Source organism: Roseiarcus sp., from assembly GCF_049514155.1.
Lineage (GTDB): Bacteria > Pseudomonadota > Alphaproteobacteria > Rhizobiales > Beijerinckiaceae > Roseiarcus.
This window is the reverse complement of sequence record NZ_JBEKVH010000085.1, coordinates 1-16,528: the sequence shown is the minus strand read 5'-3', so window position 1 is coordinate 16,528 and position 16,528 is coordinate 1. Positions and strand designations below refer to the sequence as shown.

The 16,528-nt window shown below is 62.9% G+C and carries 19 protein-coding genes; 11 read left to right on the top strand and 8 right to left on the bottom strand.

Annotated elements, in window-relative coordinates:
• From ABSF49_RS13250 to ABSF49_RS13235, 4 genes are all read right to left on the bottom strand, one after another.
• A partial coding sequence (locus tag ABSF49_RS13250) for a nuclear transport factor 2 family protein (protein WP_424113121.1) occupies nt 1-208 on the bottom strand: 208 nt, incomplete at its 3' end.
• Nucleotides 209-430: 222 nt separating this feature from the next.
• Nucleotides 431-1,204, bottom strand: a complete 774-nt coding sequence (locus ABSF49_RS13245) for an SDR family NAD(P)-dependent oxidoreductase (protein WP_424113124.1) — start codon at nt 1,202-1,204, stop codon at nt 431-433.
• A 355-nt stretch (nt 1,205-1,559) separates the two neighbouring features.
• Nucleotides 1,560-2,318 carry an SDR family NAD(P)-dependent oxidoreductase gene (locus ABSF49_RS13240; protein WP_424113120.1) on the bottom strand — a complete coding sequence of 253 codons (759 nt, stop codon included), beginning with the start codon at nt 2,316-2,318 and terminating at the stop codon, nt 1,560-1,562.
• Between the two features lie 35 nt (nt 2,319-2,353).
• The gene (locus ABSF49_RS13235; protein WP_424113119.1) at nt 2,354-3,859 is read right to left on the bottom strand and encodes a xylulokinase; all 1,506 of its coding nucleotides are present in this window, start codon (nt 3,857-3,859) and stop codon (nt 2,354-2,356) included.
• A gap of 408 nt (nt 3,860-4,267) precedes the next feature.
• On the opposite strand from ABSF49_RS13235, the gene ABSF49_RS13230 reads away from it, so the two are divergent.
• The 9 genes from ABSF49_RS13230 to ABSF49_RS13190 all read left to right on the top strand — a co-directional run bounded on the left by ABSF49_RS13230 (nt 4,268) and on the right by ABSF49_RS13190 (nt 11,306).
• Nucleotides 4,268-4,897 (top strand): glucose-6-phosphate isomerase, encoded by a 630-nt coding sequence (locus ABSF49_RS13230; RefSeq protein ID WP_424113118.1) that lies wholly within the window; start codon nt 4,268-4,270, stop codon nt 4,895-4,897.
• Between the two features lie 141 nt (nt 4,898-5,038).
• Nucleotides 5,039-5,182, top strand: coding sequence for a hypothetical protein (locus ABSF49_RS13225; RefSeq protein ID WP_424113117.1), 144 nt, complete (start codon nt 5,039-5,041; stop codon nt 5,180-5,182).
• Nucleotides 5,179-6,132, top strand: a complete 954-nt coding sequence (locus tag ABSF49_RS13220) for a shikimate dehydrogenase family protein (protein WP_424113116.1) — start codon at nt 5,179-5,181, stop codon at nt 6,130-6,132. The genes ABSF49_RS13225 and ABSF49_RS13220 overlap by 4 nt, the downstream gene beginning before the upstream one ends.
• A 4-nt stretch (nt 6,133-6,136) precedes the next feature.
• Nucleotides 6,137-7,063, top strand: a complete 927-nt coding sequence (locus ABSF49_RS13215; RefSeq protein WP_424113115.1) for a phosphoglycerate dehydrogenase — start codon at nt 6,137-6,139, stop codon at nt 7,061-7,063.
• A gap of 2 nt (nt 7,064-7,065) precedes the next feature.
• Complete coding sequence (locus ABSF49_RS13210; RefSeq protein WP_424113114.1) at nt 7,066-7,926, top strand: MBL fold metallo-hydrolase; 861 nt, start codon at nt 7,066-7,068, stop codon at nt 7,924-7,926.
• Between the two features lie 74 nt (nt 7,927-8,000).
• Nucleotides 8,001-8,858, top strand: coding sequence for an SIS domain-containing protein (locus ABSF49_RS13205; RefSeq protein WP_424113113.1), 858 nt, complete (start codon nt 8,001-8,003; stop codon nt 8,856-8,858).
• Between the two features lie 164 nt (nt 8,859-9,022).
• Nucleotides 9,023-10,024, top strand: a complete 1,002-nt coding sequence (locus ABSF49_RS13200) for a zinc-dependent alcohol dehydrogenase (RefSeq protein ID WP_424113112.1) — start codon at nt 9,023-9,025, stop codon at nt 10,022-10,024.
• Nucleotides 10,025-10,055: 31 nt separating this feature from the next.
• Nucleotides 10,056-11,048 (top strand): SMP-30/gluconolactonase/LRE family protein, encoded by a 993-nt coding sequence (locus tag ABSF49_RS13195; protein ID WP_424113111.1) that lies wholly within the window; start codon nt 10,056-10,058, stop codon nt 11,046-11,048.
• A gap of 18 nt (nt 11,049-11,066) precedes the next feature.
• The gene (locus ABSF49_RS13190; RefSeq protein ID WP_424113110.1) at nt 11,067-11,306 is read left to right on the top strand and encodes an FGGY family carbohydrate kinase; all 240 of its coding nucleotides are present in this window, start codon (nt 11,067-11,069) and stop codon (nt 11,304-11,306) included.
• Between the two features lie 65 nt (nt 11,307-11,371).
• Here ABSF49_RS13190 and ABSF49_RS13185 read toward each other — a convergent pair whose 3' ends face one another.
• Nucleotides 11,372-11,659 (bottom strand): integrase core domain-containing protein, encoded by a 288-nt coding sequence (locus tag ABSF49_RS13185; protein WP_424113109.1) that lies wholly within the window; start codon nt 11,657-11,659, stop codon nt 11,372-11,374.
• A gap of 32 nt (nt 11,660-11,691) precedes the next feature.
• Between ABSF49_RS13185 and ABSF49_RS13180 the strand changes: the two genes are divergently transcribed.
• Both ABSF49_RS13180 and gloA read left to right on the top strand, forming a co-directional pair.
• Entirely contained in the window at nt 11,692-11,988 is a 297-nt protein-coding gene (locus tag ABSF49_RS13180) for a hypothetical protein (RefSeq protein WP_424113108.1), read from the top strand.
• A gap of 291 nt (nt 11,989-12,279) precedes the next feature.
• A complete protein-coding gene (gloA, locus tag ABSF49_RS13175) occupies nt 12,280-12,696 on the top strand; it encodes a lactoylglutathione lyase (RefSeq protein ID WP_424113107.1) in 417 nt (138 codons plus the stop codon).
• Nucleotides 12,697-12,770: 74 nt separating this feature from the next.
• On the opposite strand, the gene ABSF49_RS13170 is transcribed toward gloA, so the two are convergent.
• Genes ABSF49_RS13170 through ABSF49_RS13160 form a run of 3 tightly spaced genes read right to left on the bottom strand, consistent with a single transcriptional unit; the run spans nt 12,771 to nt 16,221 of the window.
• Complete coding sequence (locus ABSF49_RS13170) at nt 12,771-13,748, bottom strand: ABC transporter permease (RefSeq protein ID WP_424113106.1); 978 nt, start codon at nt 13,746-13,748, stop codon at nt 12,771-12,773.
• 14 nt (nt 13,749-13,762) lie between these two features.
• Nucleotides 13,763-15,265, bottom strand: coding sequence for a sugar ABC transporter ATP-binding protein (locus ABSF49_RS13165; RefSeq protein ID WP_424113123.1), 1,503 nt, complete (start codon nt 15,263-15,265; stop codon nt 13,763-13,765).
• A 5-nt stretch (nt 15,266-15,270) separates the two neighbouring features.
• Nucleotides 15,271-16,221 (bottom strand): ABC transporter permease, encoded by a 951-nt coding sequence (locus tag ABSF49_RS13160; protein WP_424113122.1) that lies wholly within the window; start codon nt 16,219-16,221, stop codon nt 15,271-15,273.
• Nucleotides 16,222-16,528 lie beyond the last annotated feature (307 nt).

Below are 16,528 nucleotides of genomic sequence, written 5' to 3'. Positions count from 1 at the left end.
CTTCAAAGCCGATGGAAATCCACGCAGTCTTGCCGCTGGTCGCGTCGGCGACGAATTCAGACTTCGTCTGAGTCAGGCCGGATGAATGACCGTAGGTCATTTCATCTGCGCACAACGCGTCAAGTTGAGCCTTGTCTGCCATCAGCAACGCTTTGCGATAGCGTTCGAGCGCCTCGACGATTGCGTCTTCGTCCACCATATCCGCCATAACAGAATTCCTCACTTTCGCTATGAAGCGCCCCCGTTCCTCGACCAGCCACAACGAGCATCCGCGATTGAGCCTCGATCTTGGTGGTTGGCGAATTGGGGCTCAAGACCACGCCGGTTCACAACCGGATTCTTAGTCAGGTCTTCGGTCGTCGACGCCGGCCAGCGCGACGCCAGATCTCCCGCGACTCCCGCCGGGGGTCTCGGCGGCGGTGAGTCGAGTTCACCAGCATGTATATCCGCCGTCCGCCTGCACGATTGAACCTGTCATCAAGCTTGCGGCGTCGGAGGCGAGGAACAAGACGACGGCGGCGATCTCGTCCGTTTGGCCCAAGCGAGCCATCGGCGTTCCGCCGATCCAAGCGTCAAACATCGGCTTGTTCAACTTGGCGTAGGCGGTGAGAGGCGTGTCGATGTAGGTGGGCGCGACGGAGTTTACACGTACCCCGCGAGTCGCCCATTCGGCCGCGAGCGACTTCGTCAGTTGATGCACACCAGCTTTGGAAGCGTTGTACTGCGCTTGCGGCTGCGGTTTGTTGACGATGAAGCCCGACATGGAGCCGATATTGACGATCGATCCGCGCTTGGCTTCGAGCATCGGCTTGCCGAACGCACGGCAACACCAGAAGAGCCCATTGAGATTGACGTCGATGACGTTCAGCCAATGCTCGTCGGTCACTTCCTCAGCCGGCGTCTCCGAACGGGCGATGCCGGCATTGCAAACGAGAATGTCGACGCGTCCCTTTTCCTTCAGGACGCGCGCAGCGGCGGCGTCGACCTGAGTGGAATTGGTGACGTCCATTTCGATGAAGTCGGTCTTATAGCCCTTGCGCGCCAGGACTGACTGCCCTTCAGCGGCGGCGGCAGGGTTCAGATCTGCGATGTAGACATGAGCGCCAGCTTCCGACAGCGCTTCGACACAGGCGAGCCCGATCGCTTGAGCGCCACCCGTGACGACGGCGATGCGGCCATCGAGGCGGAATCGATTGAGATACATTTCAACTCTCCTTTTCGTAAATTCGACCTCGAGCGCCTGCAGGACGCGCAAACGCTATCGACTAGCGCGGCGCTCCCCCCGAGGCATCTTGCCCTTGCGCTCGCTGCGCAGAGCGCCGTCGCCAGCCCCCTCGCCGATCGCGTCACCGATATCTTCGCGCTGTCGGCGCGGCGGCGCCATTCCGGTAACAAAGCGCGGGCGACCGGAGAGCGCCGCCTCCGGTTTCCGCATGACGGCGGCGCGCCTAAACTTGCCCTCTTGTCGGCGAAAACGGTTCTGCACGGAGTGGACTTCAGTCGCCGCTAAGTTTCGAGCCGTAGGCGTCACTGGCCATGGCGCTTCCCCAGCCTAACAATCAGAAGCCGCTGACGACGTAGCCGCCGTCGATCGGCATGGTCATGGCGGTGACGAACAGCGCCGCGGGCGAACTGAGAAAGACGACCGCGCCGAGCAGATCATCGACCGTTCCCCAACGCTTGAGCGCCGCCTTCGCGGCGATCTTGCCGGCCGGCACAGGGTCGGACCACAGCGCCTTGGTCATGTCGGTCTGGTGGTAGCCAGGCGCGATCGCGTTGACGCGCACGCCATGCGGTCCGAAGCGATGCGCCAGCACGCGCGTCAGACCGACGACTGCGGTCTTGCTGGCGCAATAGGCGGGAACGCCGTCGTCGACGAGATAGCTGAGCATCGACGCGAAATTGAGGATCGAGCCCTTCGATCGGGCAAGCAGCGGATATGCCGCCATCGAGAGGCGCATGACGCTGTTGAGATTGACGTCCATCACGTCGAGAAAGCCGTCTTCGTCGTATTCCTTCTCCGGCTTTGCGATGCCGGCGGCATTGATGAGAACGTCCAGAGACGGAAGCGCGCCGACGAAGGCGTCGATCGCGGCGCGGTTACGTACGTCCAGACGCTCGAAGCGAACTCCCTTGGCCTCCGCGTCCGCCCGCGCGACTTTCAGCCTTTCCTGAGAAGCGCCGGTCGCGATCGTCGCGGCGCCGAGACGGGCGAAGGCTTTCGCCAGGCGGAGCCCGACGCCGCTCGTGCCGCCCGAAATGAGAACACGCTTGCCGGCGAACAGATCGGGCCGAAAAGTGGCGAGAATTTCATCCATGACCAAACGTCCTTATGATCTGGAGCTCCCCTGCGTCATCGGCCGGCGAGCCGGTCGAGATCGTCGTAAAGCGCCTGACTGTGCGAATAGAGCCGGTCGAACACCGGCTGCATCCGCGCATAGATTTCAGCCCATTCGGGATCGGGTTGGATCTCGTCGACATGGCGCACGTAGGCGCCAATCGCTTGCTGGATATCGCCGAAGCGCCCCGTCGCGGCCGCCGCCATCGCGGCGCAGCCGATGACGCCGCATTCCGGCTCCTTTGGCACGACGATGGGCACCCCGTAGACGCTGGCCTTGATCTTCAGCCAGAGCGCCGCCTTGGCGCCGCCGCCCGACGCGATTACCCGCTCCAGTTTGCGGCCCGCAGCGCGCTCCATGATGCGCAGGTGACGCGAGGCGGCGAAGGCGACGCCTTCCATCACGGCGCGATGCAGATGCGCCAGTTCATGCGCCGCGCCCAGCCCGAAGAATTGAGCGCGCGCGTTGCGATGGGCGCCGAGCCTTTCGCCGGTCAGATAGGGCATGAAGAACAGTGCGTCGGCGCCGGCCGGAGCGGTCGCGGCGCGCGCGATGATCTCGTCGTAGCTCAGCAACTTCTCGTGCAGAGCGCGCCGCGCCCAACGCACCGCGTCGCCGCCGGTCTCCAGCAACACAAACGGCCCCCAATGTCCCTCGACGGTGGCGACGTTGCAGATCTCGGGATCGAGCAGCGGCGCGTCAGCGATCAGCGTGAGGATGCAGGAGGTTCCGGTGACGTCTGACGCCAGACCGGGACGGCAGGCGCCCGAGCCCAGTAGAGCGACTGGATAGTCCGCGCCGCCAACCAGCACCGGCGTCCCCGCCTTCAGACCCGTTTCGGCAGCCGCTGCGGCGGTCACGACGCCGAGGATTTCCAGCGGCTCGCGGATCGGCGGGAGCTTGGCGGAGTCGACGCCAAGAAGATCGATCATCGACTGCGACCAGCGACGCGTCCGCGGATTCATCAGAAAGCTGCAGGACGCGTCGCCCGTGTCCATCGCAATCTCGCCAGTGAGGCGCAGATTGATGAAGTCCTTCGGCATCAGAACCGCGTGCGCCGAACGGTAGGCCGGCCCATCGTTGTCGCGCAGCCATTGCAGCTTGAAGCCGGGCCAGGCGGGCGTCGGCGGATTGCCGCTCTCTTTCAGAAACGCGCTGGCGCCGTGATCGCGCTCGAAATCCGCCACGAGGTCGGCGGTGCGCTTATCGTTCCAGAGCGGGGTGCTCTCTCTCGTCGGTTGGCCGGCCTCGTCGACAAGCACCGTGCCGTGCATCTGGCCGCACGCGCAGACCGCCGCAATGCGATCACGCGCTCCCTCGACCGCCGCCAGCAGGTCGCGGATCGCGGCGGCGACGCCATTCCACCAATCGAGCGGGCGTTGCTCCGCCCAACCGAACTGCGGCACGATCTGATCGTGTTCGCGGCTCGCAATGCTGAGAATCGCGCCTTCGCCGTCGACGAGCGCGGCGCGCACGCTGCCAGTGCCGACGTCGATCGATAACGTGAGGTCGCGGGTCACCGGGGCGTCTCCCAACGTCGCTCAGTGCTTCAACGAACCGACGCCGAACTGGATCGACAGGCGCCGGACGAGATTGCGCCAGCGAGCACCAGCGCCGAGACAGTTTTCCTCATCGGGAGTCCCTCCGGACTTTCACTCTTCGGGCGTCGTTGGGGCATCGTTGGGCGGCGCGCTTTTTGTAGCATAAATACAGAGTGCGATTTTCGTCAAGGCAAGCTTCCATCCCGAAAATTTGCTCGCAACATCATTTTGTCGATTTGTGTGCGGCATAATCACGCGCTTAGGGCTCTTTCGGACGAGTCTTGCTTCTGGTCTCGGTTCTCGCCGCCGACGATCTTGACAAGAATGTATTGAAAATACAGAATTGAGCTGCGGCCGGTCGCCCGTGGGGCCGCGAGAGGAATGGGAATGAAGCTGAGGGAACCGGGAGTCTGTCGCGTAAACCTCGCCAGAGGCGAACTCGAGGGCGCGACAAATCGCTACGTGAAGACGTACGCAGACCTCGCCGGCCTCTACGAGGACGCCGACGCCTATCGCGCGCTCGTCGCTCAGGCCGGAGCCGACGCGCTGGCCTACGAAGTGACGGACTTCAAGCCTTCCGCAGACGCCGGCGACATGATCTTCGGGGTCACGCGGATGCGGCCCGGTAAAGTCGGTCGCGAGTATTTTCTCACGCGCGGACACATCCACGCCAAGGCGAACAGACCCGAAATCTACTCCGGGGAGGCCGGTCGCGGCGTGATGTTGCTGGAGTCCCCCGAAGGCGAAGTTCGCGCGGTCGAGATCGGCCCGCAAACCGTGTGTTACGTGCCGCCCTACTGGATCCATCGCTCCGTCAACGTCGGAAGCGAAGACCTCGTGATGACCTTCGCCTATCCCGCCGACTCGGGACAGGACTACGCCATCATCGAGAAAGCCGGCGGCATGCGAAGCCGCATCGTCAAAGACGGCGACGCCGGATGGAAACTCGCCCCAAACGCCAATTATCGCCAGCGGCCCACCGATGGCATCCAACAGATCTACGCCAGCGCGCAGTAAGTCGTTTTCGAGGGGTTGAGAGCCATATCCGAACTCTTTGCCGCCAAAGCTGCGCTCGGCGTTGTCGCTACGACCGCAGTCGAGCGGACGCGACGCCGTCGCGCCCGCAGCGGCGTCAGTCTGGCGACGATGGAACGCCGGTTGACGCTGAAATCGGCGGCTGCTGTCGGCGGCGTTTGGAGCGCGTGGAACGAAGACATGCCCGAGCGTCGCTTCGCGAAAGTCGCCGAGAGAGCCAAGGCCGCGATCACGCCCGCCGCCGACATCCGCGAGACGGCAAAATGACCGGATATTCGGCCGCGACTGCGCCGACGCTGTTTTTTTTCGGGGTCACGACGGCGAAAAGCTCCATCATGAAAGTCTTTCCCGCCTGGGCTAAGCGGCTCGGCCTGAAAGACGCGGTGATCAAGGGGATCGACTTTCCGCTGCATGCGCCGGCGGCCGACTATCGCGCAGCCGTCGCGTTCGTCAAACGCGATCCGCTCGCTCTCGGGGCGTTGGTGACGACGCACAAGATCGATCTCTACAACGCCTGTCGGGACCAGTTCGACGAAATCGACGCTCATGCCCGCTTCATGGGCGAGACGAGCTGTCTCTCCAAGCGCGTCGGCAAGTTCGTGTGCCATGCGAAAGACCCGATCTCCTCGGGGCTCGCGCTCGACGGCTTCCTGCCCGCGCGCCATTTCGAGCGAACGGGCGCTGAACTGTTTTCGATGGGCGCCGGGGGCTCCTCCATCGCCCTCACGTGGCACATGATGCAGACGAATCGCGGCGTCGACCGCCCTTCGCGCATCGTCGTCTCCAACCGCAGCGCTGCGCGACTGGAGGAGATCCAGCGCATTCATCGCGAACTGGACGCCGGCGTGCCCGTCGACTACGTCCTCGCGCCCAAAGACGTCGACAACGACGCGGTTGTCGCCAAGCTCAAGCCGGGCTCGCTCGTCGTCAACGCGACCGGGCTCGGCAAGGACGCGCCCGGCTCTCCGGCGTCGAACGCCGTTCAGTTCCCCGAGAACGGCATCGTCTGGGACCTCAACTATCGCGGGGATCTGCTCTTCCTCAATCAGGCCCACGCGCAGGCGTCGCTGCGCGGTCTTTCAATCGAAGACGGGTGGAGCTACTTCCTGCACGGCTGGACCCAGGTGATCGCCGAAGTTTTCCACATCGACATTCCGACGAGCGGGCCGGTCTTCGACGCCCTGTCGGAGATCGCGATGCGCGCGGTGAAAGGCTGAGACAATGCAACGAATTCTCGTTACGCCCCGCTCGCTTACGGCCTCGCGCCACCCGGCCGTCGAACGACTGCGCGAATTCGGCTACGAAGTCGTCTATTGCGAGGCGGGAAAGGCGCCTAGCGAGCAGGATCTGCTGCGCCTGACGCCCGATATCGTCGGGTGGCTGGCTGGCGTGGAGCCGGTTTCAGAGGCGGTGATCGCCGGCGCCCGTCGCTTGCGCGCCATCAGCCGCAATGGGGTCGGCGTCGACAACCTGCCTCTGGCGGCGCTTTCGCAACGCGAAATCGCGCTGCGCACCGCTGGGGGCGCCAATGCGCAAGGCGTCGCGGAACTGGCGATCGGTCTCATGTTCTCCGCCATACGCCACATTCCGCTCGCCGACAGCGGAATCAAGTCGGGTCGCTGGCCGCGTCACATCGGGCGCGAAATTCACGGCCGGACTGTTGGCGTCGTCGGCTACGGCGCCATCGGACGCGAGGTCGCGCGGTTGGCTGGGGCGCTGGGCGCCAAAGTGCTCGCCTGCGACCCCCTGCCGCAGGCGGCGAATTCGGACAGCCTCGTACGCCACGTTGATCTCGAAACGCTGATCGCGGAGTCGGAGATCGTCACTCTGCACTGTCCGGCCGCGGCCGATGGTCGTCCAGTACTTAGCGCGCCGCAGTTGGCGAGGTGTCGCCACGGCGCGGTCATCGTGAACACGGCGCGCGCCTCGCTCGTTGACGACAAGGCAATGATCGAGGCGCTGAACGCGGGACAAGTCGCCACATATGCAGTGGACGTCTTCAACGAGGAGCCGCCGCGCGAGCTGACGCTCGTCAGCGACCCGCGCGTGATCGCGACCGCTCATATCGGCGGTTACACCGAGGAGAGCGTCGATCGCGCAACCACTGCGGCAGTGGACAATCTGCTCGAGGCTCTTTCAGGCATCTAACCATGGCCGCGCGGCTGGTCGAGACTCCGTTCGTCGAGACGCTGGTGCGCCGCTTTCACGCGCCGGCGCGGTCAGACGCGACGCTTTATTGGCTGGGCCAGGCCGGGTTTCTGATCGAAATCGCCGGATTGCGAGTCGTCATCGATCCTTACCTCTCGGATACGCTGGCGAAGAAGTACGCCAACAGCCGCTTTTCGCACGAACGCATGAGCCCGCCGCCCGTCACGCCCGAGGAATTGGGTCCGGTCGATCTTGTGCTTTGCACCCACCACCATACGGATCACATGGACCCGGGCACGCTCGCCCCCCTCGCCCGCCTGTGGCCGCGCTTGCGCTTTATCGTCCCGACTGCTTCAGCAACGTTGGCGCGCGAACGGATCCAGGTCGACGACGCGCGACTGATCGCCATGGACGCGGGGCAGTCCGTTCGTCCTCTCCCGGGCTTGTTGGCGCGCGCGACGCGCGCAGCACATGAGACGATCGAGCGCGACGATCTGGGACACTGCCGTTTTCTTGGCTACGCGCTCAGCGCGTCAGGGGTTACGATTTTCCACTCCGGCGATTGTGCGCCCTTTGAGGGGCAGCGCGAGGAAACCGGCGAGCTGGCTGCAGACCTAGCTCTTTTGCCGGCGAACGGACGCTCGCCGGCCCTGACGAATGCCGGTTTCGCCGGCAATTTCAACATCGCGGAAGCGCTTGCGCTTTGCCAGGACTGTTCCATTCCCAATATGATCGCGCATCACTACGGCATGTTCGCTTTCAATACTGCAGAGGCTGCCGAGATCGACCACGCGCTCATAAAAGCCTCTGTCGCGGCGAGGCGGGCGCGGATGCAGATAGCCTACTCGCTGAGCCGAGACTAGCTTCACTCGTTTTCGATAGGGACGACGCCATGGCTCTAGAGGATCGCCTACGGTCGCGCGGAGCCGCAAAGAACGTGGTCGAAGTGACGCGCACCGCCTACAATGATCTGCGCAAGTCCGAGCGGAAGGTCGCCGATGCGGTATTGATGGAACCACGCCGCCTTCTTGCCACGACTTTGGCGCAGGTCGCCGATCTCGCTGGCGTCAGCCAGCCGACCGTCATTCGTTTTTGCATCGCGATCGGCTGTTCGGGCTTCCAGGAATTCAAGCTGCGGCTAGCCCATAGTCTGGCTCTGGGAATGCCCGCGACGCATTCCGTGCTTTCCGACGCCGATTCGCTCGACGCTGTGATCGAAAAGATCTTCGACTACACGATCACGAGCCTCGATTGGGCGCGTCAGCATCTCGATCCCAAGGCGATCGAGCAAGCCGTAGGCCTCTTGCAGAGCGCGACGGCTATCGAATTCTTCGGCTTCGGGGCGTCAGGGATCGTCGCCAGCGACGCGCAGCAGAAATTCCCTCTGTTTGGCGTGCCCTGCGGCGCCCAGCAGGACTCGCATCAGCAGATCATGGTGGCGTCGATGATGCGCCCGACAGACGTCGCGGTGGCGATCTCCAACACGGGCCGCACCAAGTCAGTGATTGACATCGCTCGCACGGCGCGCGCCAACGGCGCCAAGGTGATCGCCGTGACGGGCTCAGCTTCCCCTCTCGCAGCGGAGTGCGATGTCTCTCTGGTCGTGGAGTCGCTCGATAACACAAACATCTACACGCCGACGATTTCACGCATCGCGTCGCTGGTGGTTATGGATGTGCTCTCGACCGCGGTCGCATTGCGTAAGGGCGCGGCGCATCAGGAGCGTTTCCGCTTGATGAAACGACGGTTGAACGAACTGCGATTCGGCAACGACGCGGAGGCGGGAAAGCAGTAGCTCGGCGGGAGGTGCCAACACGAACGAGACGATCAAGGCGCTATTGCGGGAATATAGCGCGACTGGCGTCGCGGCCGGATCGGCTATGGGTCGCCGGCTTCAACGACGAAAGAAAGAGGACCAAAGTGCGCGCACTGATCGCAGACTACGATGGAAGACTCAGCATGGGTGATCTGTCCATGCCTACCCCAACGCCTTACCAAGCGCTTACCCGCACCGTCAGTTGCGGTGTCTGCTCGGGCACCGACATGAAGATCATCCACGGCCAGTTCAAAGGCGTTGACGCCTACCCCGTCTCGCTCGGGCATGAGGCGATCGGTGAGGTCGTGGAGGTCGGTTCCAAGGTCGCGAGTTTTCACGTCGGCGACTTCGTCACGCTTCCCTTCCTGTATGAAACGACGGACGGAGTGGCGCCGGCCTGGGGCGCATTCGCCGAGTACGGCCTGATCGGCGACGCGGCCGCGATGCAGGCCGACGGCGTCGGCGGCATCGACGACAGCTACTTCGCGCAGAAGGTCGTCCACCCCGAGGACGTCGACCTCGTCGACGTCGCCATGCTCATCACGTTCCGCGAGGTTTGTTCGTCGCTGAAGCACTTCGGCGCGAAGGCCGGCCAAACGGCGGTCATCTACGGCGCGGGCCCCGTCGGACGGTGTTTCACCCGGTTCGCCTCGTTGATGGGACTCGACCGGATCATGGTGATCGACATCAACGACGCGAAGTGTGCCGAAGCCGCCGAGTCGGGTGCGACACACACCCTGAACTCCCTGACTGCCAATCCAGTCGAATGGGTGCGCGACCTGGCTCCCGAAGGCGTCGATTACGTTATCGACGCCGCGGGCAACAGCGCCCTGCTCAACCAGGGGATGAATATGGTCAAGGACAGGGGCAAGATCTGCGCGTACGGCATATCGCCGATCATGAACGCGGCCTTCGACTGGTCGCTCGCGCCCTATAACTGGACGATGCAGTTCCAGCAAATGCCGCGCAAGCCCGAAGAAGGCGCCGTCCACGACCAGGTCATGGCCTGGATCCGCTCGGGCCAGCTCAAACTGGCCGATTTCGTCTCCGATCGTATTCCGTTTGACCACATTACCGACGCCTTCGACCTCGTCTCCGAACACCGCGATTCGACGAAGAAGATCGTCATCTCCTATCCACGCTGATCACCTCACCTGCTCAAAAGGAACTGCTTCCTTGCTCACCTCATCTCTTTTCGCGATCCTGCCCGACTACGTCGTCACCCCGGATAGCATGACCATTCATCCCACTGGCGGTGACCTTGTGCTGTCGTGCCCGAACTACGCCAACGAAAGCCTGCCCGGATGCGTCGTCCGGATCGACACCGCGGGCAACGTCCGCAAATGGTTCGACACCCCGTGCCACCCCGAGACCGGGGTCGCCCGCAACATGGGCATCGAGTTCGGGCCGGACGGCACGCTGTATCTGTGCGACAACCAGGGGTGGTCGGGCACGCCGGAGTTCGCCTTCAAGGGACGCATGCTGGCCGTCTACGCCGATGACGACGGGACGATCCTCGACGAGCACACCGTCGCCCGGGACATGCAACACCCCAACGGCGTGCGGGTGAGGGGCAATTACATGTACGTCACCCAGTCCGTCATGACCAAAGTCCACGACCCTTCCGGCCTCATGGCCTCAGCCGTCTACCGGTTCGCCCTCGACGACCGCGACATCCACGTCACCAACACACTCGACGACCCCAACATCATCGCCACGTTCCTCACCCACCACCCGATCACCCAGTACGGCGCCGACGGCATCGCGTTCGGCCCGGATGGTGCGCTGTATGTGGGCAACTTCGGCGACGGGACGGTCTACCGGATTACGTTCGACGCCGACGGCAACGCCACCTCCAACGAGCCGTGGGCGTCGAACCCAGACCAGTTGGCGTCGACGGACGGCATGATCTTCGATGCCCACGGCAACCTGTACATCGCCGATTTCTCCGTGAACGCTATCGGCAAGATCGCGCCGGACAAGACGGTGACCCGCATCGCGCAGTCACCCGACACGGACGGGCTCCACGGCGAACTGAACCAGCCCGGAGAAGTGATCGTCTGGGACGGACGCATCATCGCCAGCTGCTTCAATCTTGTGACGGGGCCCGACAAGGTGAACACCGGTCACACCCTGCCGGCGACACTCGCGCAACTACCGCTCGCCTGAGCCAGCGAAGGACTTGCCGTGACGTATCTTTTGGCACGCGACTTCGGCGCCGCAGGCAACAAGGCCGCGCTGTTTTGTCCCGACGGGACTCTGGCCGCCTCGGTGATCGCCACCTACCCGACGTACTACCCGCACGATGGTTGGCTGGAGCGAGACCCGAACGACTGGTGGGACGCCGTCGCCACGTCGACCCAAGAACTGATCCGGCGCTCCAGCATCGATAATTACGGTGGCACGTCCGTCGGAATTACGGTGTGAACTGCTGAACTGCGCCCCTGGGGTGAGACGAATAACTTGAGTGACAGCTCTTTGGTTGCATCCTTTCAGACGGCTTGAAGCTTTCGGAATTCGATTTCGAACTCAACCGGGGGGTTGTAGCCGAGGGCGGAGTGGAGCCGGTCTCGATTATAGACGTTTTCGAGGAGGGCACCGATGTGGCGTCGCGCGTCTTCGAGCGACGCGCAGGTCTTGCCGTTGACCTCCTCGTCTTTGAGGGCGCGCATGAAGCGCTCGGCCTTGGCGTTGTCGTCGGGGTTACCGGCGCGGCTAATGTTAAGGCGCAGGCCGCAGGCCTCCAATCGATCGGCGTTGGCAGCGCAGGCGTACTGCACGCCGGGATCGGAGTGGTGATCGGACTGGTGAGATGGTCGGCGAGCGCCCAGCCAACGACCTTGCGCGAGAAGGTGTCGAGGACCACCGCCAGCCTGACGTAGGTGATGTCGGCCGCCCAGATCTGGTGGAGGTCGGTGGGGACGAGGCCACGCGTGAGATTGGGCACGATCGAGAACTCATGCCGGGAGTTCGTTGTGTAAGGGACGAACGGCTTGCTTCGCAGGCAAAGCAGATTGTCCTCGCGCATCAGTCGGCGCTGATGCTTGTGGTTGATTGCTGTGACCCCTGCAAATTCCTCCAGCTGAAGCTGGAATTCGAACCGAAGTGATCGCCGAATCAGTCGTCGCTGTAGCGGGCGACGTCCTCCTCGTCGTCAGTGAGCCGTCTTGCGGAAGCGCATTCGCCCACGTTGACAACGCCGGAGAATTGCACCGCCGGGCGACATTCGTCGAAACAAATTCCCCTTCGCCTCGATACGGCTGGACAACTTGGCGCAATGTCATGTTATCGTACAACCCTGATGGAGGACATTAAGCTAGGTTCGCCGTTTCGGCGCGCTGGCGTCGGGCTCGAAATCCGTGCCCTCGCAACCAAACACTGAGACTGGGAGAAGGCGACAATGAGTGACGTCCCAAGCCACTTTCGGATGATGCACACGATGATCCGTGTATTCGACCTCAACGCGTCCATCAAATTCTACACCGAAATGCTTGGCATGAAGCTCTTGCGAAAGGAGGACTTTCCAGACGGGAAATTTACGCTCGCCTTCGTCGGCTATGGCCCCGAAAAGACCAACACGGTCGTTGAGTTGACTCACAATTGGGGCCTGGCCGCGCCCTACGAAATCGGTACGGGCTTCGGCCACCTCGCCCTTGGCGTCAACGGCATTTATGCGGTTTGCGAGGCGCTCGAGAAACGCGGCGTCAAAATTCCCCGGAAGCCCGGCCCGATGAAGCACGGAACCACCCACATCGCCTTCGTCGAAGACCCCGACGGCTACCGGATCGAACTCATCGGACTCGACGCGGCGCGGTGAGGCCGGAGAGATTGGCCGCGGCGTCCTACGGCGCTCGCGGCTGAGTCTTCCGCGAGATTTGGGCGAACCTTTCCCTATTTGATAATCGCGATCTTGCTGCGGTCGATCGTGACGGAGACAGCGCCGATCAGCACCGCGCCGAAGACCATCTGCTCGGCGAAAATGTCAACTCCAACGAATGTCATTCCAATTCGCACGATGGAGATGATGAGAGCGCCTACGGCGGTTCGCTCGACGCCTCCCAACCCACCCGTGATCGCCGTGCCGCCGACGATGACCGCCGCGATGGCGGGAAGAAGCGTCTGATTCGCCAGATTCGGCGAACCGCTGGACAAACGGCACGCCAGGATGACTCCGGCCAGCGCCGCTAGCGCTCCCGACACGGTGAACGCGAGGATCTTCGTGCGATCGACATTGATGCCGACGGCCCAGGCCGCCGGCTCGCCGGCCCCAACAGCCATGCAGCGGCGGCCAAACCGCGTGTAGCGTAGCGCGAGAAAGCTCGCGACGCCCGCCGCGATAGCAATGATGACGACGACCGGCACGCCATCCAGCGATTGGTTCATCCAGGTCGTATCGAGCCGACTGGTTTCCTCGATCGTGATCGCACGGCCGTTCGAGGCGAGCAGCCCGAGGCCCGCCACAACGCCCCCCGTCGCCAACGTCGCGACAAACGAGGGCACCCTCAACCGCACGTGCACAAGGCCACTTGCGAAGCCGGAGGCGACGCCCGCGAGTATCGCAACAACAAACGCCCAGAGGCCCAAACGTGGCAGCAACTGTGCAAGAATTACGCTCGCCAGCGAAGCGACCGACTGGATGGAGAGGTCGATGCCGCCGATAAGAATGGCGAAGGTCGCTCCAGCCGCGAGGACGAAGAGAACCGCGGTGTCAGACAGGATGACCAGCAGCGTGTCGGCCCTCAGGAAGCCGGGTGAAGCGATCCCGATCACCGCAATCAGCACAAGTAATACGGCGGGCGGAGCGACGTTTCGCAACCAGCCGGTCGATCCTGCGGAGAGAAGGGACCGAAATGCATCGAGCGTCTTCATGGCGTCCTCTGTGCTCAGACCATATGCCGCAGCAGCTCGACTTGATCGGGTTTTCGACCCCGCGAGGCGTCAAAACGCGCCGTGATCTCGCCATCGCGCATCACCAAGACCGTATGCGCAAGTCCGATCGTCTCCTCCAGCGTGTCTGAAATCAGAAGGATCCCCTTGCCTTGCGCCGATAGCTCGCGCACCAGTTCGTAGACTTCTTCCTTGGCCCCTACGTCGAGGCCTCGCGTGGGATGATCAAGAACGAGAATGCGCGAACCGGCATTCATCCAACGCGCCAAAACGACCTTCTGTTGATTGCCGCCGCTCAGGTTCCGACAAGCGATGTCAGGGCTCGGCGCCTTGATCCGCAGCCTACGGATCCAATCGACCGCTAGATTTCGCTCGCGCCGATAGTCGATGACGCCGTGGCTCATGACGCAGTCGAGATTGGCGAGGGTGATGTTGATCGCGATCGACAGGAACATGACGAGCCCCTCGACCCGTCGCTCGCGAGGAACATAGCCGATGCCAGCCTTCACCGCCTGTCCCGGCGATACGATCCGGGTCGGAACGCCAGCGACGCTGAGCATGCCGTTGGTCTGTGGGAGGAATCCGCCAACGCACCGCGTCACTTCTTCGCGCCCCGACCCGACCACGCCGGCAATCCCGACGACCTCCCCGGCGTGGAGCTTTAGGTCGACGTTGCGAAATATCCTCGCAACGCCGAGATTCGATGTCTCCAGCAGCACCTCCGCTCCCGGCGACTCCTGTTTCATCTCCTTGTAGTATTCGGATTGCAGACCGCGCCCCACCATGATCTCGTGAAGCCGCGGAGCGGTCACCGCATCGGCCGCATGTTCGGCGACGACTCGCCCGTCCTTCATGACATAGACGCGGTCGCTGATTTTCAGCACTTCCTCTAGCCGGTGAGAAACGAAGACAAAACTCGCCCGCGCCTTCAACGCTCGGACTCGCGCGAACAGCGTCTCGATATCTGCCTGGCCGAGCATGGAAGTCGGCTCATCGAGAAGAATGACCAGTTGACGTTGGGTGCTCTCCTCTAGCGTCAAAGCCTTGGCGAGCTCCACCATCTGGCGCGCGGCAAAGGTAAGCTCCGACGTGCGCGTCGTGACGTCGATGTCGACGCCGATCTTCTCAAGCTGTCTTCGAGCCGCCAGATTCATGCGTCTCCAGTTGACGATACCGAAGCGGGCGAATTGAGCCTCTTGGCCGAAATAGACATTTTCGGCGACCGAAAGGTTGAGAAGCAGCGACTGCTCCTGGAAAACCATGCCGATTCCATGAACGGCGGCATCGCGCGCGTTCCTCAAGCGCAACGGCTTGGCGTCCAGCGTGAGCGAACCGGAATCAGGTCTATGGGTGCCGGCAAGGACACGCATCAGCGTCGACTTGCCCGCGCCATTCTCACCGATCAGTCCAACCACTTCACTCGGCCGCACCTCGACATCGACATTGCTGAGCGCGGGAACGCCGACGAAAGATTTGCTTATTTGAACGGCTGCCAGCATCGCGGTCACTTCACTATCTTGAGACGAGTTCGGTCCAGCGTCAAAGCGACGGCTGCGATGATCATTAGGCCCTGCGCGGTCTGTTGGACGTAGGGTGAGATGCCGAGGAGAATCATGCCGTTCGAAAGGACCGTGACGATGATTACTCCGATCAGCGTGTTGACGACGCCGCCTTCCCCACCGGTGAGAGACGTGCCGCCGACGACGACCGCAGTCACCGCCGCGAACATGCGACCGTCGCCAATCACCGCGTCCGACTGGCCCAGTTGTGCGGCTGCAAGCACGCCCGCAATGCCGTAAAAGAATCCGGCTAGCCCGAAAGCCGCGATGCGCACCCGCACGAGATTGATTCCCGAGAGTTCGGCGACGTCTTCGCCCCCGCCCACCGCAACAATGTGCCGGCCGACCCGGGTGTAATATTGGATGACGACCGCGAAGGCGAAAGCGGCGGCGGCGATCCAGACGGCGAACGGCAGGCCTAGAAAGCGTGACAACGCCAGCCCGCGCAACGCCGGGTCGACAAGACGCACCGCCGAGCCTCCCAGCATGAAGACCGAAAACCCGAGCCCGATGAACCAGGTTCCAAGCGTCGCCATGAACGAGGGAATGCGCAACATCGTTTGTATGACGCCGCTCGCGAGACCCATGACTGTGCTGGCCGCAACGGCCGCGGCGACGGCGGCCCAACCATAATTGTTGTCGTTCAGATTATTTGCCGCCAAAAGCACCAGCACCATCGCCGAGAGCGAGACGGCCCCCTCGACGGACAAATCGATGCTGCCGAGTAGGATGATGAAGGTCGTCCCCATGGCCAAAGTGAGCGGCACCGATGCCGAATTCGCGATGCGGATCAGATTGCGAACTTCGAGAAAATTCGGATTGGCGACCGAAATCAGCGCGGCGAGAACGACCAGCACGAAAAGCGGCGCCAGAGCACGCCAGCGATGGCTAGCCATGCTGCTCAAGGCGACGCCCCGCGGGCGCGACGCGATATCCGAAGGCGGTTTCAGCGGAGGCCTCGAATCGACGCGGTTGGCGTTAAAAGTCATCAATCTGACCCGACCATTCATGGGGAACAAGGCATAGGCCAAGGACCAACCCTTGGCGCGCCGTCGAGGCGGGACGAGGCATCGGCCTCGTCCCGCCCGCGGCGCAGTGGTCAGCCGGCTCGGATCGCGCCTGTGACGCGGCCCCAGAGGTCGTTCCAATCCAACTTCGGTTTCGCCTCGATGTTGGTTTTATAGTAAGCCTCGACGTTGTCGC

Excerpts from the sequence above, each read along its gene's own strand:
- ABSF49_RS13160 (WP_424113122.1), bottom strand. The coding sequence starts at position 16,221 with ATGGCTAGCCATCGCTGGCGTGCTCTGGCGCCGCTTTTCGTGCTGGTC.
- ABSF49_RS13200 (WP_424113112.1), top strand. The coding sequence starts at position 9,023 with ATGGGTGATCTGTCCATGCCTACCCCAACGCCTTACCAAGCGCTTACC.
- ABSF49_RS13230 (WP_424113118.1), top strand. The coding sequence starts at position 4,268 with ATGAAGCTGAGGGAACCGGGAGTCTGTCGCGTAAACCTCGCCAGAGGC.
- ABSF49_RS13165 (WP_424113123.1), bottom strand. The coding sequence starts at position 15,265 with ATGCTGGCAGCCGTTCAAATAAGCAAATCTTTCGTCGGCGTTCCCGCG.
- gloA (WP_424113107.1), top strand. The coding sequence starts at position 12,280 with ATGAGTGACGTCCCAAGCCACTTTCGGATGATGCACACGATGATCCGT.
- ABSF49_RS13210 (WP_424113114.1), top strand. The coding sequence starts at position 7,066 with ATGGCCGCGCGGCTGGTCGAGACTCCGTTCGTCGAGACGCTGGTGCGC.
- ABSF49_RS13220 (WP_424113116.1), top strand. The coding sequence starts at position 5,179 with ATGACCGGATATTCGGCCGCGACTGCGCCGACGCTGTTTTTTTTCGGG.
- ABSF49_RS13180 (WP_424113108.1), top strand. The coding sequence starts at position 11,692 with ATGGTCGGCGAGCGCCCAGCCAACGACCTTGCGCGAGAAGGTGTCGAG.
- ABSF49_RS13170 (WP_424113106.1), bottom strand. The coding sequence starts at position 13,748 with ATGAAGACGCTCGATGCATTTCGGTCCCTTCTCTCCGCAGGATCGACC.
- ABSF49_RS13240 (WP_424113120.1), bottom strand. The coding sequence starts at position 2,318 with ATGGATGAAATTCTCGCCACTTTTCGGCCCGATCTGTTCGCCGGCAAG.
- ABSF49_RS13245 (WP_424113124.1), bottom strand. The coding sequence starts at position 1,204 with ATGTATCTCAATCGATTCCGCCTCGATGGCCGCATCGCCGTCGTCACG.
- ABSF49_RS13215 (WP_424113115.1), top strand. The coding sequence starts at position 6,137 with ATGCAACGAATTCTCGTTACGCCCCGCTCGCTTACGGCCTCGCGCCAC.